At 60.2% G+C, this 17,941-nt stretch carries 13 protein-coding genes and 4 tRNA genes; 9 read left to right on the forward strand and 8 right to left on the reverse strand.

Translation table 11 applies throughout. The features are described 5' to 3' along the window. Positions 1 to 8: 8 nt before the first annotated feature. Complete coding sequence (hydA, locus tag MJP36_RS13070) at positions 9 to 1,448, reverse strand: dihydropyrimidinase (RefSeq protein WP_104994209.1); 1,440 nt, start codon at positions 1,446 to 1,448, stop codon at positions 9 to 11. Between the two features lie 591 nt (positions 1,449 to 2,039). Between hydA and MJP36_RS13075 the strand changes: the two genes are divergently transcribed. Together MJP36_RS13075 and MJP36_RS13080 are read left to right on the forward strand one after the other, a co-directional pair. Further along, the gene (locus MJP36_RS13075; RefSeq protein WP_090370071.1) at positions 2,040 to 3,527 is read left to right on the forward strand and encodes an NCS1 family nucleobase:cation symporter-1; all 1,488 of its coding nucleotides are present in this window, start codon (positions 2,040 to 2,042) and stop codon (positions 3,525 to 3,527) included. 178 nt (positions 3,528 to 3,705) lie between these two features. Further along, positions 3,706 to 4,989, forward strand: coding sequence for a Zn-dependent hydrolase (locus MJP36_RS13080; protein WP_244385503.1), 1,284 nt, complete (start codon positions 3,706 to 3,708; stop codon positions 4,987 to 4,989). Positions 4,990 to 5,186: 197 nt separating this feature from the next. On the opposite strand, the gene MJP36_RS13085 is transcribed toward MJP36_RS13080, so the two are convergent. The 4 genes from MJP36_RS13085 to MJP36_RS13100 all read right to left on the reverse strand — a co-directional run bounded on the left by MJP36_RS13085 (position 5,187) and on the right by MJP36_RS13100 (position 11,629). Beyond that, a complete protein-coding gene (locus MJP36_RS13085; RefSeq protein ID WP_244385504.1) occupies positions 5,187 to 5,645 on the reverse strand; it encodes an REP-associated tyrosine transposase in 459 nt (152 codons plus the stop codon). 201 nt (positions 5,646 to 5,846) lie between these two features. Next, a complete protein-coding gene (locus tag MJP36_RS13090; protein ID WP_104994206.1) occupies positions 5,847 to 7,265 on the reverse strand; it encodes an efflux transporter outer membrane subunit in 1,419 nt (472 codons plus the stop codon). After that, entirely contained in the window at positions 7,249 to 8,418 is a 1,170-nt protein-coding gene (locus MJP36_RS13095) for an efflux RND transporter periplasmic adaptor subunit (protein ID WP_244385505.1), read from the reverse strand. Before MJP36_RS13095 ends, MJP36_RS13090 begins: the two co-directional genes overlap by 17 nt. After that, positions 8,408 to 11,629 (reverse strand): efflux RND transporter permease subunit, encoded by a 3,222-nt coding sequence (locus tag MJP36_RS13100; protein ID WP_244385507.1) that lies wholly within the window; start codon positions 11,627 to 11,629, stop codon positions 8,408 to 8,410. Before MJP36_RS13100 ends, MJP36_RS13095 begins: the two co-directional genes overlap by 11 nt. Positions 11,630 to 11,848: 219 nt before the next feature. Here MJP36_RS13100 and MJP36_RS13105 point away from each other — a divergent pair, with 219 nt between their 5' ends. Continuing rightward, entirely contained in the window at positions 11,849 to 12,259 is a 411-nt protein-coding gene (locus tag MJP36_RS13105) for a PA0061/PA0062 family lipoprotein (protein WP_060756766.1), read from the forward strand. Here MJP36_RS13105 and MJP36_RS13110 read toward each other — a convergent pair. Then, entirely contained in the window at positions 12,256 to 12,411 is a 156-nt protein-coding gene (locus tag MJP36_RS13110; protein ID WP_244385508.1) for a hypothetical protein, read from the reverse strand. The genes MJP36_RS13105 and MJP36_RS13110 overlap by 4 nt on opposite strands. Positions 12,412 to 12,618: 207 nt before the next feature. On the opposite strand from MJP36_RS13110, the gene MJP36_RS13115 reads away from it, so the two are divergent. Continuing rightward, entirely contained in the window at positions 12,619 to 13,281 is a 663-nt protein-coding gene (locus tag MJP36_RS13115; protein ID WP_104994203.1) for a peptidase C39 family protein, read from the forward strand. Between the two features lie 181 nt (positions 13,282 to 13,462). On the opposite strand, the gene pbpG is transcribed toward MJP36_RS13115, so the two are convergent. Further along, positions 13,463 to 14,386 (reverse strand): D-alanyl-D-alanine endopeptidase, encoded by a 924-nt coding sequence (pbpG, locus tag MJP36_RS13120; protein ID WP_060756764.1) that lies wholly within the window; start codon positions 14,384 to 14,386, stop codon positions 13,463 to 13,465. A 207-nt stretch (positions 14,387 to 14,593) separates the two neighbouring features. After that, entirely contained in the window at positions 14,594 to 15,448 is an 855-nt protein-coding gene (gene folD / locus MJP36_RS13125) for a bifunctional methylenetetrahydrofolate dehydrogenase/methenyltetrahydrofolate cyclohydrolase FolD (RefSeq protein WP_244385509.1), read from the reverse strand. 275 nt (positions 15,449 to 15,723) lie between these two features. Between folD and MJP36_RS13130 the strand changes: the two genes are divergently transcribed. The 5 genes from MJP36_RS13130 to tig all read left to right on the forward strand — a co-directional run bounded on the left by MJP36_RS13130 (position 15,724) and on the right by tig (position 17,912). After that, positions 15,724 to 15,800 (forward strand) — tRNA-Arg (locus MJP36_RS13130). Between the two features lie 32 nt (positions 15,801 to 15,832). Next, positions 15,833 to 15,908, forward strand: a tRNA-His gene (locus tag MJP36_RS13135). Positions 15,909 to 15,964: 56 nt separating this feature from the next. Continuing rightward, positions 15,965 to 16,049: transfer RNA gene (locus tag MJP36_RS13140), tRNA-Leu, on the forward strand. 77 nt (positions 16,050 to 16,126) lie between these two features. Further along, positions 16,127 to 16,202: transfer RNA gene (locus MJP36_RS13145), tRNA-His, on the forward strand. A gap of 399 nt (positions 16,203 to 16,601) precedes the next feature. Next, positions 16,602 to 17,912 (forward strand): trigger factor, encoded by a 1,311-nt coding sequence (tig, locus tag MJP36_RS13150; RefSeq protein WP_244385511.1) that lies wholly within the window; start codon positions 16,602 to 16,604, stop codon positions 17,910 to 17,912. The last annotated feature ends 29 nt before the right edge of the window (positions 17,913 to 17,941 follow it).

The following is a 17,941-nucleotide window of genomic DNA, read 5'->3' on the forward strand; positions in this document are numbered from 1 at the left end:
ATGCGCGCTCAGCGGTTCACGGCCACCGGCCTGGAATGCTCAGCCCGTTTGCTCAACTGCTCGAACACCGGCGGATACGCAGGCCGCTCCACATACCGCCCGGCGCCGCGTTCGGCGCGCAGGTCGCCATCGGCCCAGACCAGCTTGCCCTGACTGATGGTGTGGCTCGGCACACCGCGTACGGTCTTGCCTTCGAAGATGTTGAAGTCGACATTCTGGTGGTGGGTCTTGGCGGAAATGGTCCGTGTGCCCTGCGGGTCCCACAGCACCAGGTCGGCATCCGCACCCACCCGGATCGCGCCCTTGCGCGGGTAGAGGTTGAAGATCTTCGCGGTATTGGTGGAGGTCAGCGCGACGAAATCCTGCATCGACAGGCGCCCGGTGTTGACGCCCTCATCCCACAGCAGCGCCATGCGGTCTTCGATACCGGCGGTGCCGTTGGGGATCTTGCTGAAGTCGTCACGGCCGGCGGCTTTTTGTTCGGCGCAGAAGCAGCAATGGTCGGTGGCGGTGGTGTGCAGGTTGCCCGATTGCAGCCCACGCCACAGCGCCTCCTGATGCCCGCGTGGGCGGAACGGCGGGCTCATCACGTAGCCTGCGGCGGTTTGCCAGTCGGGGTGCTGGTAGACGCTGTCGTCCAGCAGCAGGTGGCCGGCGAGGACCTCGCCATACACCGGCTGGCCCTTGCCACGGGCGTAGGTGATTTCGTCGAGGGCCTCCTGGGTCGATACGTGCACCAGGTACAACGGCGTGCCCAGGGTCTCGGCGATACGGATTGCGCGGCTGGCCGCTTCACCCTCCACCTGGGACGGCCGCGACAGCGGGTGTGCTTCCGGCCCGGTGATGCCCTGGGCCATCAGCTTGCGTTGCAGGTGATACACCAGCTCGCCGTTTTCCGCATGCACAGTGGGCACCGCGCCCAGTTCCAGGCAGCGTTCGAAGCTGGCGACCAGCGTGTCATCGGCCGCCATGATCGCGTTCTTGTAGGCCATGAAGTGCTTGAAGCTGTTGATGCCGTGATGGCTGACCAGTTCGGCCATTTCCTCGCGTACCTGCTCGCTCCACCAGGTGATCGCCACGTGAAAACCGTAGTCGGCCGCAGACTTCTGTGCCCAGCCGCGCCACTGGTGAAAGGCTTCAAGCAATGACTGCTGGGGATTGGGAATCACAAAGTCAATGATCGAGGTGGTGCCTCCCGCCAGGCCCGCCGCCGTGCCAGTGAAAAAATCTTCGCTGGCCACGGTGCCCATGAAGGGCAGTTGCATATGGGTATGAGGGTCGATGCCGCCAGGCATCAAGTATTGGCCGCTGCCGTCGAGTATTTCAGTGCCGGCGGGAATATCCAGCTGAGTCCCTATGGCCCGGATTAGACCGTCTGCGCATAAAACATCGGCGCGGTAACTTTCATCATGGGTAATAACGGTGGCGCCACGGATCAACAGCGACATGTCGAGTTCCTCACAGGCTTGACCGGCTTGTGCCAGTTCTAAGTGTTGTAATGCTGCTTTCCGATGCTCGGTTAATTCTTGTCATCGGTGACAGGAATAGAAACTAGCCCGAGATTTTCGATTGGGCAAGAAGATTTTTTATAAGCTTATATCGTATTTAATATATTGATTTATAAGGATAAAAAATAAAAATCACCAAAATGTAGCGATGTCTCACCATTTTGACGCACTTGACAGGTTCTTAAATTGAGCAACATTTCTTATTGCAAATCAGACGCTTGAGAGATGCCTCTTGACGGGGCCGGTAAATAAAAATAATTGTGTTGCACCAGATTGAGTCCTGACGGTTCTGACAACTTCCACGTTATTTAGCCTGAGTAGCGCGGCGAGTGCCTGAGGCTCAATCGGAAAGTTGATAAACATCAGTACGTTATATAAGCGGTGTGGGTTCGAGGTGGGCGGTCGGCACGGTTATTGAGTGCAATGGCGGCTGGCCGGACCCGTGATGTCATGTTGTTAACGCGGTACTCCGGCCACCCAGGTTCAAACCCTGGGTGAGCAACAATAATTCGAAAAAACCGTGGAGCGGCCATGCAACAGAACAGATCGCAAGTCATTGAACGCAACGGCCTGTACGAACTCGACGCCGGCCCCGACGTCCTCGACAGCCCTCGCTATAACCACGACATGGCACCGACCAAGGTGCATGAACGCACCTGGAACAAATGGCACATCACCGCGCTGTGGGTCGGCATGTCGATCTGCGTGCCGACCTACACCCTGGGCGGGGTACTGACGGCCTACTTCGGGCTGACGGTGGGCGAGGCGCTGATGGCGATCTTGCTGGCCAATATCGTGGTGCTGATCCCGCTGACCCTTAACGCGTTTCCCGGCACGAAGTACGGCATTCCCTTTCCGGTGTTGTTGCGTTCGTCCTTCGGCATTCTCGGCTCCAATGTGCCGTGCCTGATCCGGGCGCTGGTGGCGTGCGGTTGGTTCGGGATCCAGACGATGTTTGGCGGGCTGGCGATCCACCTGTTCCTGGGCTCGATTTTCGAGGGCTGGAAGTCCCTGGGCGGCACTGGCGAAGTGATCGGCTTCATGATCTTCTGGACCCTGAACCTGTGGGTGGTATTGCGTGGCGCCGAGTCGATCAAGCGCCTGGAAACCCTGTCGGCACCGTTGCTGGTGGCGGTGGGGATCGGTCTGCTGGTGTGGGCGATGCCGAATGTGTCGCTCAGCGAGCTCATGGCCATCCCACCCAAGCGCCCTGAAGGCGCGAGCCTCACCGGTTACTTCATGGCCGGGCTCACTGCGATGGTGGGTTTCTGGGCCACGTTGTCGCTGAATATTCCCGACTTCAGCCGCTACGCCAGGAGCCAGAAGGACCAGATCCTGGGGCAGATTTTCGGCCTGCCGCTGACCATGTTCCTGTTCGCCGCCCTCGGCGTGATCATGACAGCTGCGTCGGTCAAGCTGGTGGGTGTCAGCGTGTCCGACCCGGTGAGCCTGATCGGGCATATCCAGAGCCCGGTGTGGGTTGCGATTGCCATGGCGTTGATCATTATCGCGACGTTGTCCACCAACACGGCGGCGAACATCGTGTCGCCCACCAATGACTTTCAGAACATTGCGCCCAAGCTGATCAACCGCACCACCGCCGTGATCTTGACTGGCTTGGTGGGGCTGGCATTGATGGGCCACGAGTTGCTGAAAAAGCTCGGGCTGATTGTTTCCGATGTGAGCCTGGAGACCGTCTATTCCAACTGGTTGCTCGGCTATTCAAGCCTGCTGGGGCCTATCGCCGGGATCATGGTGGTGGACTACTTCATCACCCGCAAACAGCAATTGGACCTCGCCGGCCTGTACCGCGATGACATTTACCCTGCTTGGAACTGGAGTGGCTTTATCGCCTTCGGCGTGCCGGTGGTGCTGACCTTGCTGTCGCTGGGCAGCGACGCGTTCAGTTGGTTCTACAGCTACGGCTGGTTTACCGGTTCGGCACTGGGCGGCGTGTTGTATTACGGCCTGAATGCCAAGCGCGGCATCAGCCCGGTCACGGCCAAATCCTCGTTGTGAGAGGTTGAAATGCAATTCAAATGTGGGAGCGGGCTTGCTCGCGATGAGGCCGCGTCAGTCGCTGCAAATGTCGTCTGGAAGAGCGCATTCGCGAGCAAGCCCGCTCCCACATTTTTGGCCTCATTCCATGCCTGGAATCGGGTCAACCCATAAGAAATGTAGCCTGAGGAGATCCCCCATGAACGCTGTGATGGACGTTCTGCAATCCACCCATCAGCACATCAACCGCGACCGCTTGTGGCAGTCCCTGATGGACCTGGCCAGGCTCGGCGCCACGCCCAAGGGCGGCGTATGCCGCCTGGCCCTGACCGACCTCGATCGCAAGGCCCGCGATCTGTTCGTGCAGTGGTGCGAGGAGGCGGGTTGCACGGTCACCATCGACGGCATCGGCAATATCTTCGCGCGCCGCCCCGGGCGCAATCCCAACCTGCCACCGGTCATGACCGGCAGCCATATCGACACCCAGCCCACCGGGGGCAAGTTTGACGGGTGCTTTGGCGTGCTGGCGGGCGTGGAAGTGCTGCGCACGCTCAATGACCTGAAGCTGGAAACCGAGGCCCCGCTGGAAGTGGTGGTGTGGACCAACGAAGAAGGCTCGCGTTTTCCACCGTGCATGATGGGCTCCGGGGTGTTCGCCGAGAAATTCACCTTGGCCGATACCTTGGCCAGGGTCGATGCGGAGGGGGTCAGCGTGGGCGATGCGTTGAATGCGATCGGCTACGCGGGAGCACGTCCGGTCAGCGGGCACAAAGTCGGCGCGTATTTCGAGGCGCATATCGAGCAAGGGCCGATTCTCGAGGACGAGAAAAAAACCATCGGCGTGGTGCTGGGGGCATTGGGGCAGAAGTGGTTCGACCTGAAACTGCGCGGCGTTGAAGCCCATGCGGGACCGACGCCGATGCACCTGCGCAAGGATGCTTTGGTCGGCGCGGCAGCGGTGGTGGCGGCGGTGAATGCAGCGGCGTTGGGACACCAGCCCCATGCGTGTGGAACCGTGGGTTGCCTGCAAGCCTATCCTGGCTCGCGCAACGTCATTCCGGGTGAAGTACGCATGACCCTGGACTTCCGCCATCTGGAGCCGGCGCGACTGGATTCGATGATTGCCCAAGTGCGCAAGGTGATCGATGAGACCTGTGCCAAACATGGCCTGAGCTTCGAGATGGAGCCAACGGCGGATTTCCCCCCGCTGTATTTCGACCAGGGTTGCGTCAAAGCTGTGCGCGACGCGGCCAATGGCTTGGGCCTGTCGAACATGGACATCGTCAGCGGGGCAGGGCACGACGCGATTTTCGTCGCTGAACTCGGCCCGGCAGGGATGATCTTTGTGCCGTGTGAAGGCGGCATCAGCCACAACGAAATCGAAAACGCCACCCCGGATGATCTGGCGGCAGGCTGTGCAGTCTTGTTGCGCGCAATGGTTGCTGCTTCAGCCGCCATCGCCAGCGGCAAACTCGCTGCCTGAAAGCAGCTGAGGAATGTGGGCGGGGGGTGAGCCCTAATGCCAGTCAGTTAATAAGCGACAGAGCGGACGATGGATAACCTGTGGGAGGGGGCTTGCTCCCGATAGGCCGCGCAGCGGCCTCAAAAATGGGCCTGCTACGCATTCCATCGGGAGCAAGCCCCTTTCCACATTGGACTCACATTGAGCCGTGTTTGGCGCTATATCCAGATTGCGTCCCATAGCGGATAGTCGCCTATGCGCTTCACCAATCCCGCTCGCAGCGGGTTGGCCACCACGTATCTGGCCATTTTTACCAAGTCGTCCTCCTTGCGCAGCGCACGGTCATGGAAGCTTTCCTGCCACAGTCGTCCCTTGCGCCCACTCGCACCGTTGACGGTTCGCGTACTTCTGGATTTCACCTGGCACATCAGATCCGCCAGCGAGCCTTTTTTCAGCTCGAGCAACCAATGGAAATGGTCCGGCATGACGACCCAGGCCATGGAGTTCGCCAGCCCTTTGTATTGGGCCAGCCGAAATTGCCAGACCACCAGGCGGCCGAGGTGGAAGTCGCTGAATAGGGGTAAGCGTTCGTGGGTGTTGGTGGTGATGAGATAGATGCGGTTCGGTTCGCTGAAACGACCGATACGCAGGCGGTGTGAAGTGGGTAGATCTGCCATTCCCTGGGCCTCTCTAGATGGGTTTAGAGAGGCTAGATTGGGGAGCGAGAGACTGATGGGCAGGGGTTTGGCTGGATGTGTCTGGGCGGACGCCATCGGGAGCAAGCCCCCTCCCACATTGGCTCTGCGGCGTGCATACATAATGTGTCTGGTCGTAGGACCAGTGTGGGAGGGGGCTTGCTCCCGATAGCGGTCTTCAGCTCATGCGTCAGGTTGCCATCCACCCCCCAACGCCGTGACCAACCCCACGCTCGCCTGTAACTGCCGTGTCTGCACCGCCTGCAATGTCCTTTGCGCCTGCAAGGCTGCGGTTTGTGCGGTCACCACATCCAGATAACTCACCGCCCCGGCCTGATAGCTGTTCATCGCCAGAGACTCGGTATGCTGCGCCGCAGCCGCCGCCGCTTGTTCATCCTGTGCCTCCTGTTGCAAATCCCTTAGCTGCGCCAGGTTATCTTCCACCTCCCGCACGGCCTTCAACACCTGGCTGCGGTATTGCGCAGAGGCTTCTTCAAACTCGGCTTTGGCCTGGCGCTCATTGGCGCTCAAGCGTCCGCCATCAAAGATCGGCAGGTTTACCAACGGCCCCAGCGCCCAGTATCGGTTGCCGGCCGACAGCAGGTTGCCGACGCCTTGGGTCTGCCCGCCAATCAAGCCGGTCAGGCTGAAATCCGGATACCACGCCGCCTTGGCCACGCCAATATTGGCATTGGCGGCAAACACTCGGCGTTCCGCCGCCGCGATGTCGGGGCGACGTTGCAGCAGTTGGCTGGGCAGTTGTGAAGGCATTCCTGGCAAAGCGATCAGTTGCTCACTCGCCGGCAACGTGAAGTCGCTGGCCGCTACGCCGACCAATTCGCCGATGGCATGTTCGGTCAGGTTGCGTTGCCCATGCACTTCATCCCATTGTGCCTTGGCTTCGGCCAGTTGGTTTTGGGCGCGGGTCAGGTCCAGCTCCGAGGCAATCTGGCCTTCATAGCGGCTGCGGGTCAGTTGCAATGCCTGGCTGAAATCATCCAGCGAGCGGTTGAGGATCCGCGCTTGCGCATCCAGCCCATTGAGTTGCACATACAGGGTCGCCAACTGGTGTTGCAGGCTCAGGCGTGCCACCGCCAGGTCGTCTCCGGACGCCTGCGCCTGGGCATCCCCGGCGGCGACCTGATTACGGATCTTGCCCCATAGGTCCAGGTCGTAGCTCAGGGCAAACCCTGCGCTATTGCTGTTGTACACCGACGGCTGCGTGGCGCCGCGCAGTGGCCGTGAATCCGACTGGCGCTGACGCAAGGTTTGTGCGCTGGCGGTGATCTGCGGGAACAGCCCTGCGTGCAGTTGGCTGGCGTAGGCCTGGGACGCATCGAAGTGTGCCAGCGCCGCAGCCAGGTCCGGGTTGGCCTTGAGCAGTTGTTGTTGCAGGTCATTGAGGCGCGAGTCGTGGTAGAGCTTCCACCACTGGGGAGCCAGGTGATCGGACGGTTGCGCGCTGTGCCACGGACCGTCGCTGGTCTGTTCACGGTAGCCGGCCGGCAGGTCCACCGCCGGCACCTGGTAGGCGGGGGCCATCGAGCAGCCTTGCAGCATCAGCAGCATCAATGCGGCGAGGGGTTTAAGCCTTGGGCGCATGCGCACCTCCGGAGGCATCGGCCAGTTGTACCGGGTCACCTTCGCGCAGGGCGTCGGGTGGGTTGTCGACCACGCGGTCGGCGGGTTTCAAACCTTGGTCGACGACCAGGCGCTCGCCGAGGTCGAGGCCGATGTGGATGTCCCGCAGGTGCACGTGGTTCTGCGCATCCAGCACCGCGACTTGGGTGCCTTGGGCGCGAAAGATCAACGCGCTGGCCGGAATGCTGACGCCGTGGGTGTCTGCCGGAATCGGCAGGGTGGCTTCGGCATAGTCACCCGGCAGCAACTCGCCCTTGGGGTTGTCGGCGACGAACTGGGCGAGCAGGGTGCCGGAGCGGCGATCGATGGCGGTGGAGTCGCCGATCAGGCGCGCCTTGAAGTGTTCGCCGGGATGCTCGGGCACTGTCAGCTCGGCTTCAAGGCCCGGGCGGATCACCGCCGCATAGTTCTGTGGCACCGGCACGTAGAGGCGTAGCTGATGCGTGTCGGCGATATCGAACAGCTCCGGGTCGCTATCGGTATCGGCCTTGATCAACTGGCCGATATCGGTGTTGCGTGCGGTGATGGTGCCGTTGAAGGGCGCGCGCAGGGTCTTGTAGCTCTCCAGCGCCGACAGGCGTGCGTAATCGGCAGCGGCGGCTTCGGCGTTGGCTTTGGCGGCGGCGGCATTGGAGGTTTTTTCATCGGCCTCCTGACGCGACACCGAGTGGCTGGCCAGCAGGTTTTGCCAGCGTGTGGCGGTGGTTTGCGCCAGGCGTGCATCAGCCTGTTGCTGAATCAGCCGGGCGTGGGCTTGTGCCACCTGCTGATCGAGGTCCGGGCTGTCGATTTCGGCGAGCACCTGGCCGGCTTTCACCGGGCTGCCGATGTCGACTTTCCAGTCCTTCAAATAGCCGCTGACCCGGGCGTGGATCGGTGCCTTGCTCCAGGCTTCAAGGTGCGCGGGCAAGCGCAGGGTATCGCCGGCGGCGTTCTGTTGGGGTTGGAACACCATCACCTGTGGGATGGCGGCGGTTTCCGTCCAGGCGGTAACCGATTGCTCGTGCAGTGTGCGGGCGTGCAGGCCGTTGGCGACCAACAGGGCGGCCACAGTCAGGCCGCCGACACCCATGAGCATCAAGCGCTTGCGCGAGGGTTTGTGATCAGACGACATGTGAAGTTTCTCCAGCAACAGCGCGAGTAGAGTGACGACCGTGGACCAGGCTGAAGACCACGGGAACAAACAACAAAGTGGCAGTGGTGGCGAGGATCAAGCCGCCGATCACCGCCCGGCCCAGAGGCGCGTTTTGCTCTTCGGAAAGGGCCAGCGGCAACATGCCGATGATCATCGCCAGGGCGGTCATGCACACCGGGCGAAAGCGTGTGTAGCCGGCTTCCAGCGCAGCCTTTAGCGCATCGCCATGTTCGGCCAGGCGTTCGCGGCAGAAGCTCACCACCAGGATCGAGTTGGCGGTGGCCACGCCCATGCACAGGATGGCGCCGGTGAGCGCCGGCACCGACAGCGAGGTGCCGCTGAGGAACAGCATCCACACGATGCCCGCCAAGGCAGCCGGCAAGGCGGTGATGATCACGAACGGGTCGACCCACGACTGGAAGTTGACCACGATCAGCAGGTAGATCAGCACAACCGCACCGAGCAGGCCGAAGCTCAAGCCGCTGAAGGCTTCGTGCAACGCGTCGATTTGCCCATGCAGGCTGATCACCGCGCCTTTGGGGCGCATGGAAGCGGTATCGTCGAGCACTTTTTGCACGTCACGGGCTACGCCCCCCAGGTCACGGCCTTGCACGTTGGCGTACAGGTCCAGGGTCGGTTGGATATTGTAGTGAGTCACCACCGCCGGGCTTTGCACGCGGGAGATGGTTGCCACGCCGCCGAGGATTTGCGACTGCCCATCAGCCCCTGTGACCGGCAGGGCTTCCAGTGACGGCAGGCTGTCCAGGCGGTATTGCGGCGTTGCGGCGACGATGGAGTACGACACGCCGTTCGCCGGGTTCAGCCAGAAGGTCGGCGCGGTTTGCGAGCTGCCCGCGAGGGAGGCGACCATGCTATTGGTCACGTCCTTCTCGGTAATCCCCAGGCCATTGGCACGCATGCGGTCGACGTTGACTTGCAGCGACGGGTAGCCGGTGGACTGCTGGATACGCAAGTCGGCGATGCCTGGAATGTGCGACAGGCGACGTTCCAGTTCCACGGCGTAGGCGCGGTTTTCTGCATCGCTGCGCCCGGAGATTTTCACATCCAGTGGTGCAGGGGCGCCGAAGTTGAGGATCTGGCTGCTGATATCGGCCGGCAGGAACGCGAAGTGGCTGCCGGGGAAACTCTGCGGCAAGGCTTCACGCAGTTTTTTAACGTAGTCGGCGGTGGGCGCATGGTCTTTTTTCAGGCTGACCTGGATGTCGCCATCCTGCGGACCGATAGTGCCGCTGCTGCTGTAGGCCATGTCGATGCCGCTCAGCGGAATGCCGATATTGTCGACGATGGTGTCCAGCTCTTGCGGCGGGATCACTTCGCGAATTCGCGCTTCAATGCGGTCGAACGCCGCCGCGCTTTCTTCGATACGCGTGCCCAGCGGCAAGCGTACGTGCAGGGCCAGGGCGCCGGCGTCGGTGGCCGGAAAAAAATCCTGGCCCAGGCTCGGCAGCAGCAGGAACGAGGCGAGCACGCACGCCAGGAAACCTGCGATAAAGCGTTTGCGGTTGCCCAGCGCCAAGGTCAGCAGGCCGTGGTAGGTGTCGCGGATGTTCGAGAAGTGACGCTCGAAGCCTTGCTGAAAATTCAGCACCGATTGCAGCAGGCGATTGCGCGGTTTCTGGTGCTGCTCGCCCTCGTGGTGGTTGATGAATGCATCTTCCGGGTGATGCCCCGCGCCTTGTTCCGGCGTATGTGGCTTGAGCAGGAACATCGCCAGGGTCGGCACCAGCGTGCGCGAGAGGATGAACGAGCTGGCCATGGCAAAGATCACCGCCAGGGCCATCGGCCGGAACAGGTAGCCGGCAATCCCGTTCAGCAGGAACATCGGCACGAACACAATGCAGATACACAGCAGCGAGACGAATGCCGGGCCGACAATCTGCGCGGCGCCGTCGAGGATCGCGGTTTTCACCGCCTTGCCTTGTTCCAGGTGCCAGTTGATGTTCTCGATGGTCACCGTGGCGTCGTCCACCAGGATCCCGACCGCCAACGCCAACCCGCCGAGCGTCATCACGTTGAGGGTTTGCCCGCTGACAGCCAGCAGCGCGATGGCTGACAGCACCGCCAGGGGGATCGAGGCGGCAATGATCAGGGTGGAGCGCCAACTGCCGAGGAACAGCAGGATCATTGCACTGGTCAGCAGCGCGGCGATGATGCCTTCCTGGGCTACGCTACCGACCGATTGCTTGACGAACACCGAGGCGTCACCGAGCAGCGAGGTCTTCAGCGAAGGTGGCAGGGTTTCGTTGATGCGCGGCAGCATCTGGCGAATGCCGTCGATGATCGACAGGGTGGAAATGCTGCCGTTTTTCAGCGCCGGCATCAGTACGGCGCGGTGGCCGTCGACCCGCACGATGTTGGTCTGCGGTGGCGAGCCATCACGCACGTGGGCGACTTGGCCGATGGTGATCAGCGCGCCATCGACGGTCTTGATCGGCAGGTCGTTGAGCTCATCGATGGCCTTGGGGCTGTTGTTGAGCAGAATCGTGTATTCATTGGGGCCGAGCTTGGCGGTGCCCACCGGGATGATCTGGTTTTGCAGCGCCAGGGCATTGCCCACGTCCTGCGCCGACAGGCCTTTGGCGGCGAGTGCCTGGGGGTCGAGGTCGAGGGTGATCTGCCGCTGCTTGCCGCCCATGGGGGTAGGCATGGCCAGGCCGGGCAGGGCACTTAAAGGCAGGCGAATGTTGTTCTGCACCAGGTCGCGGATCTTGGCTTCCGAGAGGCTGGGGCTGGAGAACGCCATTTGCAGGATCGGCACCGTGGAGGCGCTGTAGTTGAGGATCAGTGGCGGCGTGATACCGGGTGGCATCTGCTTGAGCACGGTTTGTGAAACAGCGGTCACCTGGGCGTTGGCGGTACGGATATCCACGCCGGGTTGGAAGAAGATCTTCACGATGCCCATGCCGGGCAGCGATTGCGATTCGATATGTTCGATGTCGTTGACGGTGGTGCTCAGGGAGCGTTCATAGGTGTAGATCACCCGGCCGGCCATGGCGTCCGGTGACAGGCCGTTGTACTGCCAGACCACGGCGACTACGGGGATGCCGATATCGGGAAACACATCCGTAGGGGTTCGCAGGGCCGCCATCGGCCCGATGATGCAAATGAATATGGCCAACACGATAAACGTGTACGGCTTTTGCAGTGCGGTCTTTACCAGCCCGAGCATGCGTGAACCTCCGAGGGAGCAGGATTGCAAACCCCGGCAGTCTTGCCCGACCCACCTAACACGCACCTTTCAGCCAAATGAAGGAACATTTAGTTAAGCGCTTAAGAACCTTTCATGTGTATTCATTTGTTCTACAAAGGGCTGCTCCCCAAGCTTGTCATCCATCGGACGCGACACATTTCGCTGCGTCTTTTTACTCATGTCCTATGGAGCCCTGCCATGTCACTTAAACCTTTGCTTTTGATTCCTGCCCTCGGTGCTGTGCTGCTGTTGTCGGCGTGTGCCGGCCCGATCCCCAAGGCGGACCCAAGCGAGGCGTGGATCGGTTTGAAAGAAGAAGCCCCGAATGACCTGATGGCCGAACGCGTCGACGGCAAGCGCGTGGATGACGGGCGTTTTTTTGAAGTGCCGCCAGGCGACCATCGCCTGGATGTGACCCTGTTTGAAGAAGAGCCAGGCGACGACAACCAGCAGGACTGCCAGGGACGGGTCGAGTACAAGCACTTCAAGGCGGGTGAGCATTACACCCTGGTGGAGTCGAGCCTCGGCACTACCGTGCGCGCCGTGCTCAAGGATGGTCACGGCAAGGAAGTTGCCGCGACCCAGGACTTCAATTGCATGCCAGGCTAAGCGTGACGTGCCGCCGACGCCTCTGGTGGCTTGGCGGGTGTGACGTGGGGGTGATGATGGCGACGGGTTACGCGCATCACGCCCCACAACATGGCACTGGCGACAGCCAGCCAACCGCAGATCAACAGGAAAATCGTTGTAGCAAGGCTCATTCTGGCCTCCTTTCGCCCCTTGGGGCACACACACTTCTTTATGGACAGTCTAGCTATCGGGCGGTTGCCTGCTATTGACCAATGGTCGAGTCTGTCCAACTTGTTTGCTCTATCCCCGGCGTTTTACTGAGACTCAAGGCTATACCGACGTGGCAGAGCACCCTATGATCTGGAGCCTCACCGGCAGTTGATCAAGAGAGTAAAAAATTGCGGTTACGGTCGAACGTTAAAACCACCCTGTTGCTGGCATGTACCTTGGGGCTTGCGGCGTGTTCCGGGCAGCCGTCGAAACTGCCGGGCCTGCCGGAGCGCGTCGAACTCAATGGTGTGCCGACCTTTCGCAGCGAGGCCTACCTGAGTGGCCCCAGTGCTTTGGCCAGCATGCTGTCGCAACAAGGCATTGTCATGACACCTGGCTTGCTGGATAAGCCACTGCATCTACCCGGCGCGGAGGCAGACCTTGAGCGCAACATGCAGGTGCTGGCTCGCGAATACGGGCTGATGGTGTATCCGCTGGACAGCCAACTGACGGCGGTGCTGGCGCAGGTCGCCGCGGGTTACCCGGTGATGGCGCGGCTCAACCCGAGTTTCTGGTCGGGCACCCGCTATGTCGTGGTGGTGGGGTTCAATCAGCAAAAGAGCACGGTGTTGCTGCGCTCGGGCATGGAGCGACGGCTGTCGATGAGCTTCAGCGACTTTGAGTCAGCGTGGAAGAGCGCCGGTCACTGGGCCATCCTGACCCAGCGTCCGAGCCAGTTGCCCGCCAATGTGGACGCACAGCGCTGGCGTGATGCGGCCAACGCCACGGCGCAGGCTGGGCAGGAGAGGGCGGCGGCGCAGGCGCTCAAGGTGCTGGCGGAGCGCAAATAAAACCGCGCCCAAGGCGCGAGTGTAGTGAGCGGGCTTGCCCCGCGCTGGGCGGCGCAGCCGCCCCAAATCCGGTCACCTCGGTATTCCTGAAACACCGCGGCGTTCTTGTTGGGGCGGCTGCGCCACCCAGCGCGGGGCAAGCCCGCTCACTACAAGAGTTCGGTTGTGGTTACCGGGGGGCTTAGCGGCGCACCTCTGCGGCAATCGGGCGGTTCTTCAGGTTTTTGTCGGCCTTGTAGCGCAACGCGACGTCCGGCACCGACGTGCTCTTGCCGGTCTCGACCCAGTTGCGAATACGACCGGCATCGGCGAAGTGGGTGAATTTGCCGAAGGCGTCCAGGATCACCAATGAAACCGGGCGGTTGCCCATGCTCGTCACCAGCACCAGGCAGTGGCCGGCCTGGTTGGTAAAGCCAGTCTTGGTCAGCTTGATATCCCAGTTGGCGCGGTTGATCAGGTGGTCGGTGTTGGAGAAGCCCAAGGTGTAGTTGGGTTTGCGGAACGACACGGTCTTTTCTTTGGTGGTGCTGAGCTGGCTGAGCATTGGAAACTTGCGCGCATAGGCCAGCAGCTTGCTCAGGTCACGGGCGGTGGACACGTTGTGAATCGACAGGCCGGTGGGTTCCACATAGTGGGTGCTGGTCATGCCCAGCGCTTTGGCCTTGGCGTTCATTGCCGCGATAAACGCGGGGTAGCCGCCCGGGTAGTGGTGAGCCAGGCTGGCAGCTGCGCGGTTTTCCGAGGACATCAGGGCAATCAGCAGCATTTCTTTACGCGGCATTTCGCTGCCGATTTTCACACGGGAGAACACGCCTTTCATTTCCGGCGTGTCCTTGATGTTGATGTCGATGTATTCGTCCATGTTCTGCTTGGCTTCCAGCACCACCAGGCCGGTCATCAATTTACTCACGGAGGCGATGGGTACCACCACGTCGGGGTTGCTGGAATAGATGACTTTGTTGGTCTGTAAGTCGACCAGCATGGCGCTGCCGGAGGCGATTTGCAGTTTGGAAGTATCGCGCGGGGCCTGGGTGGTTTCGGCTGCGTGCGCGAAGGTGCCTGTAAATGCAAAAAATAGGCTGACAATAGAGAGACGAATTTTCACGCGGGTGAACTCGCTAAAAAGTAAGGAAATACCGTTCGGAAACGGGTTTTATGATAAATGCCGTTACATTTTAGGATTATGGCTCAATAACTGTCGAATGTTCTTCTAAACCCGGACGAAAGTACTTAAAAACAAAGAAAAAAGTATTTTAGCAGCGGCAATAAAAAACCCCGCGATAACGCGGGGCTTTTTCAGTACGGCTGGTTATCAGTCGTGCAGGGTTTCTGCTGCATACAGCGTATTTTCCAGCAAGCAGGCACGAGTCATCGGGCCGACACCGCCTGGCACGGGAGTGATCCAGCCGGCGCGGGGCAGGGCGGTCTCGTAGACCACATCACCGACCAGCTTGCCATCTTCCTGACGGTTGATGCCGACGTCGATCACGATGGCGCCTTCCTTGATCCACTCACCCTTGACCAGCCCCGGCTTGCCGGCGGCGACCACCACCAGGTCGGCACGGCCGACGTGGCCGGCAAGGTCCTTGGTGAAGCGATGGGTGACGGTCACGGTGCAGCCGGCCAGCAGCAGTTCCATGGCCATTGGGCGGCCGACGATGTTGGACGCGCCGACGACCACGGCATCGAGGCCGTACAGGTCGACACCGGTGCTTTCCAGCAGGGTCATGATGCCTTTGGGGGTGCAGGGGCGCAGCAGCGGGATGCGTTGTGCGAGGCGGCCGACGTTATAAGGATGGAAGCCGTCGACGTCTTTGTCCGGGCGGATGCGTTCGAGCAACTTGGAGGCATCCAGATGCTCGGGCAATGGCAGTTGAAGCAGGACGCCGTCGATGGCCGGGTCGTCGTTGAGCGTGTCGATCAGGTCGGTCAGCTCCTGCTGGGTGGTCTCGGAAGGCAGGTCGTAGGCCTTGGAAATAAAGCCGACCTCTTCACAGTCTTTACGCTTGTGCGAGACATAAACCTGAGAGGCAGGATCGCTGCCGACCAGGATCACCGCGAGGCCGGGCGTGCGCAGACCTTGCTGGCTGCGCTCGGTGACGCGTTTGGCGATCTGCTGGCGCAGGCTGGCGGCGATTGATTTGCCGTCGATAAGTTGTGCAGTCATTACGCGTGATTAACCATCGAGAGGGGGAAGAAAAGTGCGCGCATTCTCGCACGCCATGACGTGAGGGCAAAGGCGCTTGGTCTGCAAATTGCCCTAACCCCTTAAATAAAATCAGTTTTTTTCAAAAAAGATTTGACGGGTATCAACGCCCTCTATACTATTCGTCGCACTTGTCGGGCACAGCCTAGCACTGGTTAAGAAGGTCGAGCAGAATAGTTGTTCTGCAAGGCTGGAAGCACTTAGTTTGTAATCCTCCAAGAGTACAGATTAATAAGGCGCCCGTAGCTCAGCTGGATAGAGCATCCGCCTTCTAAGCGGATGGTCGCAGGTTCGAGTCCTGCCGGGTGCGCCATTAGGCAGCTTTGGCACAAGTAGCGCTATATGGTGGGCGTAGCTCAGTTGGTAGAGCACGGGATTGTGACTCCCGTTGTCGAGGGTTCGATCCCCTTCGTCCACCCCATATTTAGAAGGGCGCCAGATTAATCATCTGGCGCCTTTGCTTTAAGAGCTTCAAGCGCGGATGTGGTGGAATTGGTAGACACACTGGATTTAGGTTCCAGCGCCGCGAGGCGTAAGAGTTCGAGTCTCTTCATCCGCACCAAATAAAGCTTGGCCCCGTTGAAAAGCAGGGTAGGGCTCAACAAAGAAGTGGTTTGGTTTCTTTGTTAACGCAATATGGTGGGCGTAGCTCAGTTGGTAGAGCACGGGATTGTGACTCCCGTTGTCGAGGGTTCGATCCCCTTCGTCCACCCCATATTCGAAAGGCGCCAGATTTAACAGTCTGGCGCCTTTTTTGGTTTCAGCGGTTCGAATATTCCGCGACTGCAGGTAGTGGGTCGCAAGGGCAGGGCGTTTCGTCGTATTTGTGTATCTCGATGATGCCGCACTGCCTGCCGCCCCGTCTGAGGGGTGGGCCGTCAGGGAGATGGATGACGACTTCCTCTATATATAGAAGGAGCGGCGCAGAGCCCTGGCGTGATGGGCTGTATTTGTCAGCGGGGCGGGGGGCATCAGTGCCTTCGTACCGATAAATTGCCGGCTGTTTTCGGGCGTATTTCCAGTAGGGTGACTTCTTGAGTTTGACCCACTAGAATGCATGCCCTTGATTGGGGTCGGAAATGGCCGGCTAACGTCTGTGCAACGAGGAATATCCATGCAAGTTTCTGTTGAAAATACTACTGCTATCGAGCGTCGCCTGAGCATCACCGTGCCGGCTGAGCGTATCGAGACTGCGGTCAACAAGCGTCTGCAGCAGACTGCCCAGAAGGCCAAGATCGCTGGTTTCCGTCCAGGCAAAGTGCCAATGAGCGAAATCAAGCGTCGTTTTGGTGCCGATGCGCGTCAGGAAGCTGTAGGTGACGTGATCCAGGCTTCTTTCTACGAAGCCGTTGTCGAGCACAAGCTGAACCCGGCTGGCTCGCCATCGATCGAGCCTAAGTCCCTGGAAGCCGGCAAGGACCTGGAATACGTTGCCGTATTCGAAGTGTTCCCTGAGTTTGAAGTGGCCGGTTTCGACGGTATCACCGTTGAGCGCCTGAGCGCTGACGTAGCTGATGCCGACCTGGACAACATGCTGGAAATCCTGCGCAAGCAGAACACCCGTTTCGAAGTGGCCGAGCGCGCTGCCCAGAGCGAAGACCAGCTGAACATCGATTTCGTGGGCAAGGTTGACGGCGAAGCATTCGCTGGCGGCTCCGCCAAGGGTACTCAGCTGGTGCTGGGTTCCAACCGCATGATCCCTGGTTTCGAAGACGGCCTGGTTGGCGCAAAAGCCGGCGAAGAGCGCGTGCTGAACCTGACTTTCCCTGCTGACTACCAGAACCTGGACCTGGCCGGCAAAGCCGCTGAGTTCACCGTGACCGTCAACAGCGTTTCCGAGCCTAAGCTGCCAGAGCTGAACGAAGAGTTCTTCGCGCAATTCGGCATCAAGGAAACCGGTATCGAAGGCTTCCGCACCGAAGTTCGCAAGAACATGGAGCGCGAGCTGCGTCAGGCCATCAAGTCCAAGGTCAAGAACCAGGTCATGGACGGTCTGCTGGCCGCCAACCCGATCGAAGTGCCTAAGGCTCTGCTGTCCAACGAAGTGGATCGCCTGCGCGTTCAAGCGGTTCAGCAGTTCGGTGGCAACATCAAGCCTGATCAACTGCCGGCCGAACTGTTCGAAGAGCAAGCCAAGCGCCGTGTCGTGCTGGGCCTGGTCGTGGCTGAAGTGGTCAAGCAACACGACCTCAAGCCTGACGAAGATCGCGTTCGCGAAATGATCCAGGAAATGGCTTCGGCCTACCAGGAGCCTGAGCAGGTCGTGGCTTGGTACTACAAGAACGACCAGCAACTGAACGAAGTACGTTCGGTTGTGCTGGAAGAACAAGTTGTGGATACTGTTCTGCAGAAGGCTAAGGTGACCGACAAAGCGGTCTCTTACGAAGAAGCAGTCAAGCCGGCGGAAGCAGCACAAGCCGACTGATTGTCCAACTCGTTGGAAATACAACCATA

It is taken from the genome of Pseudomonas palleroniana (assembly GCF_022836895.1).
GTDB lineage: Bacteria > Pseudomonadota > Gammaproteobacteria > Pseudomonadales > Pseudomonadaceae > Aquipseudomonas > Aquipseudomonas palleroniana.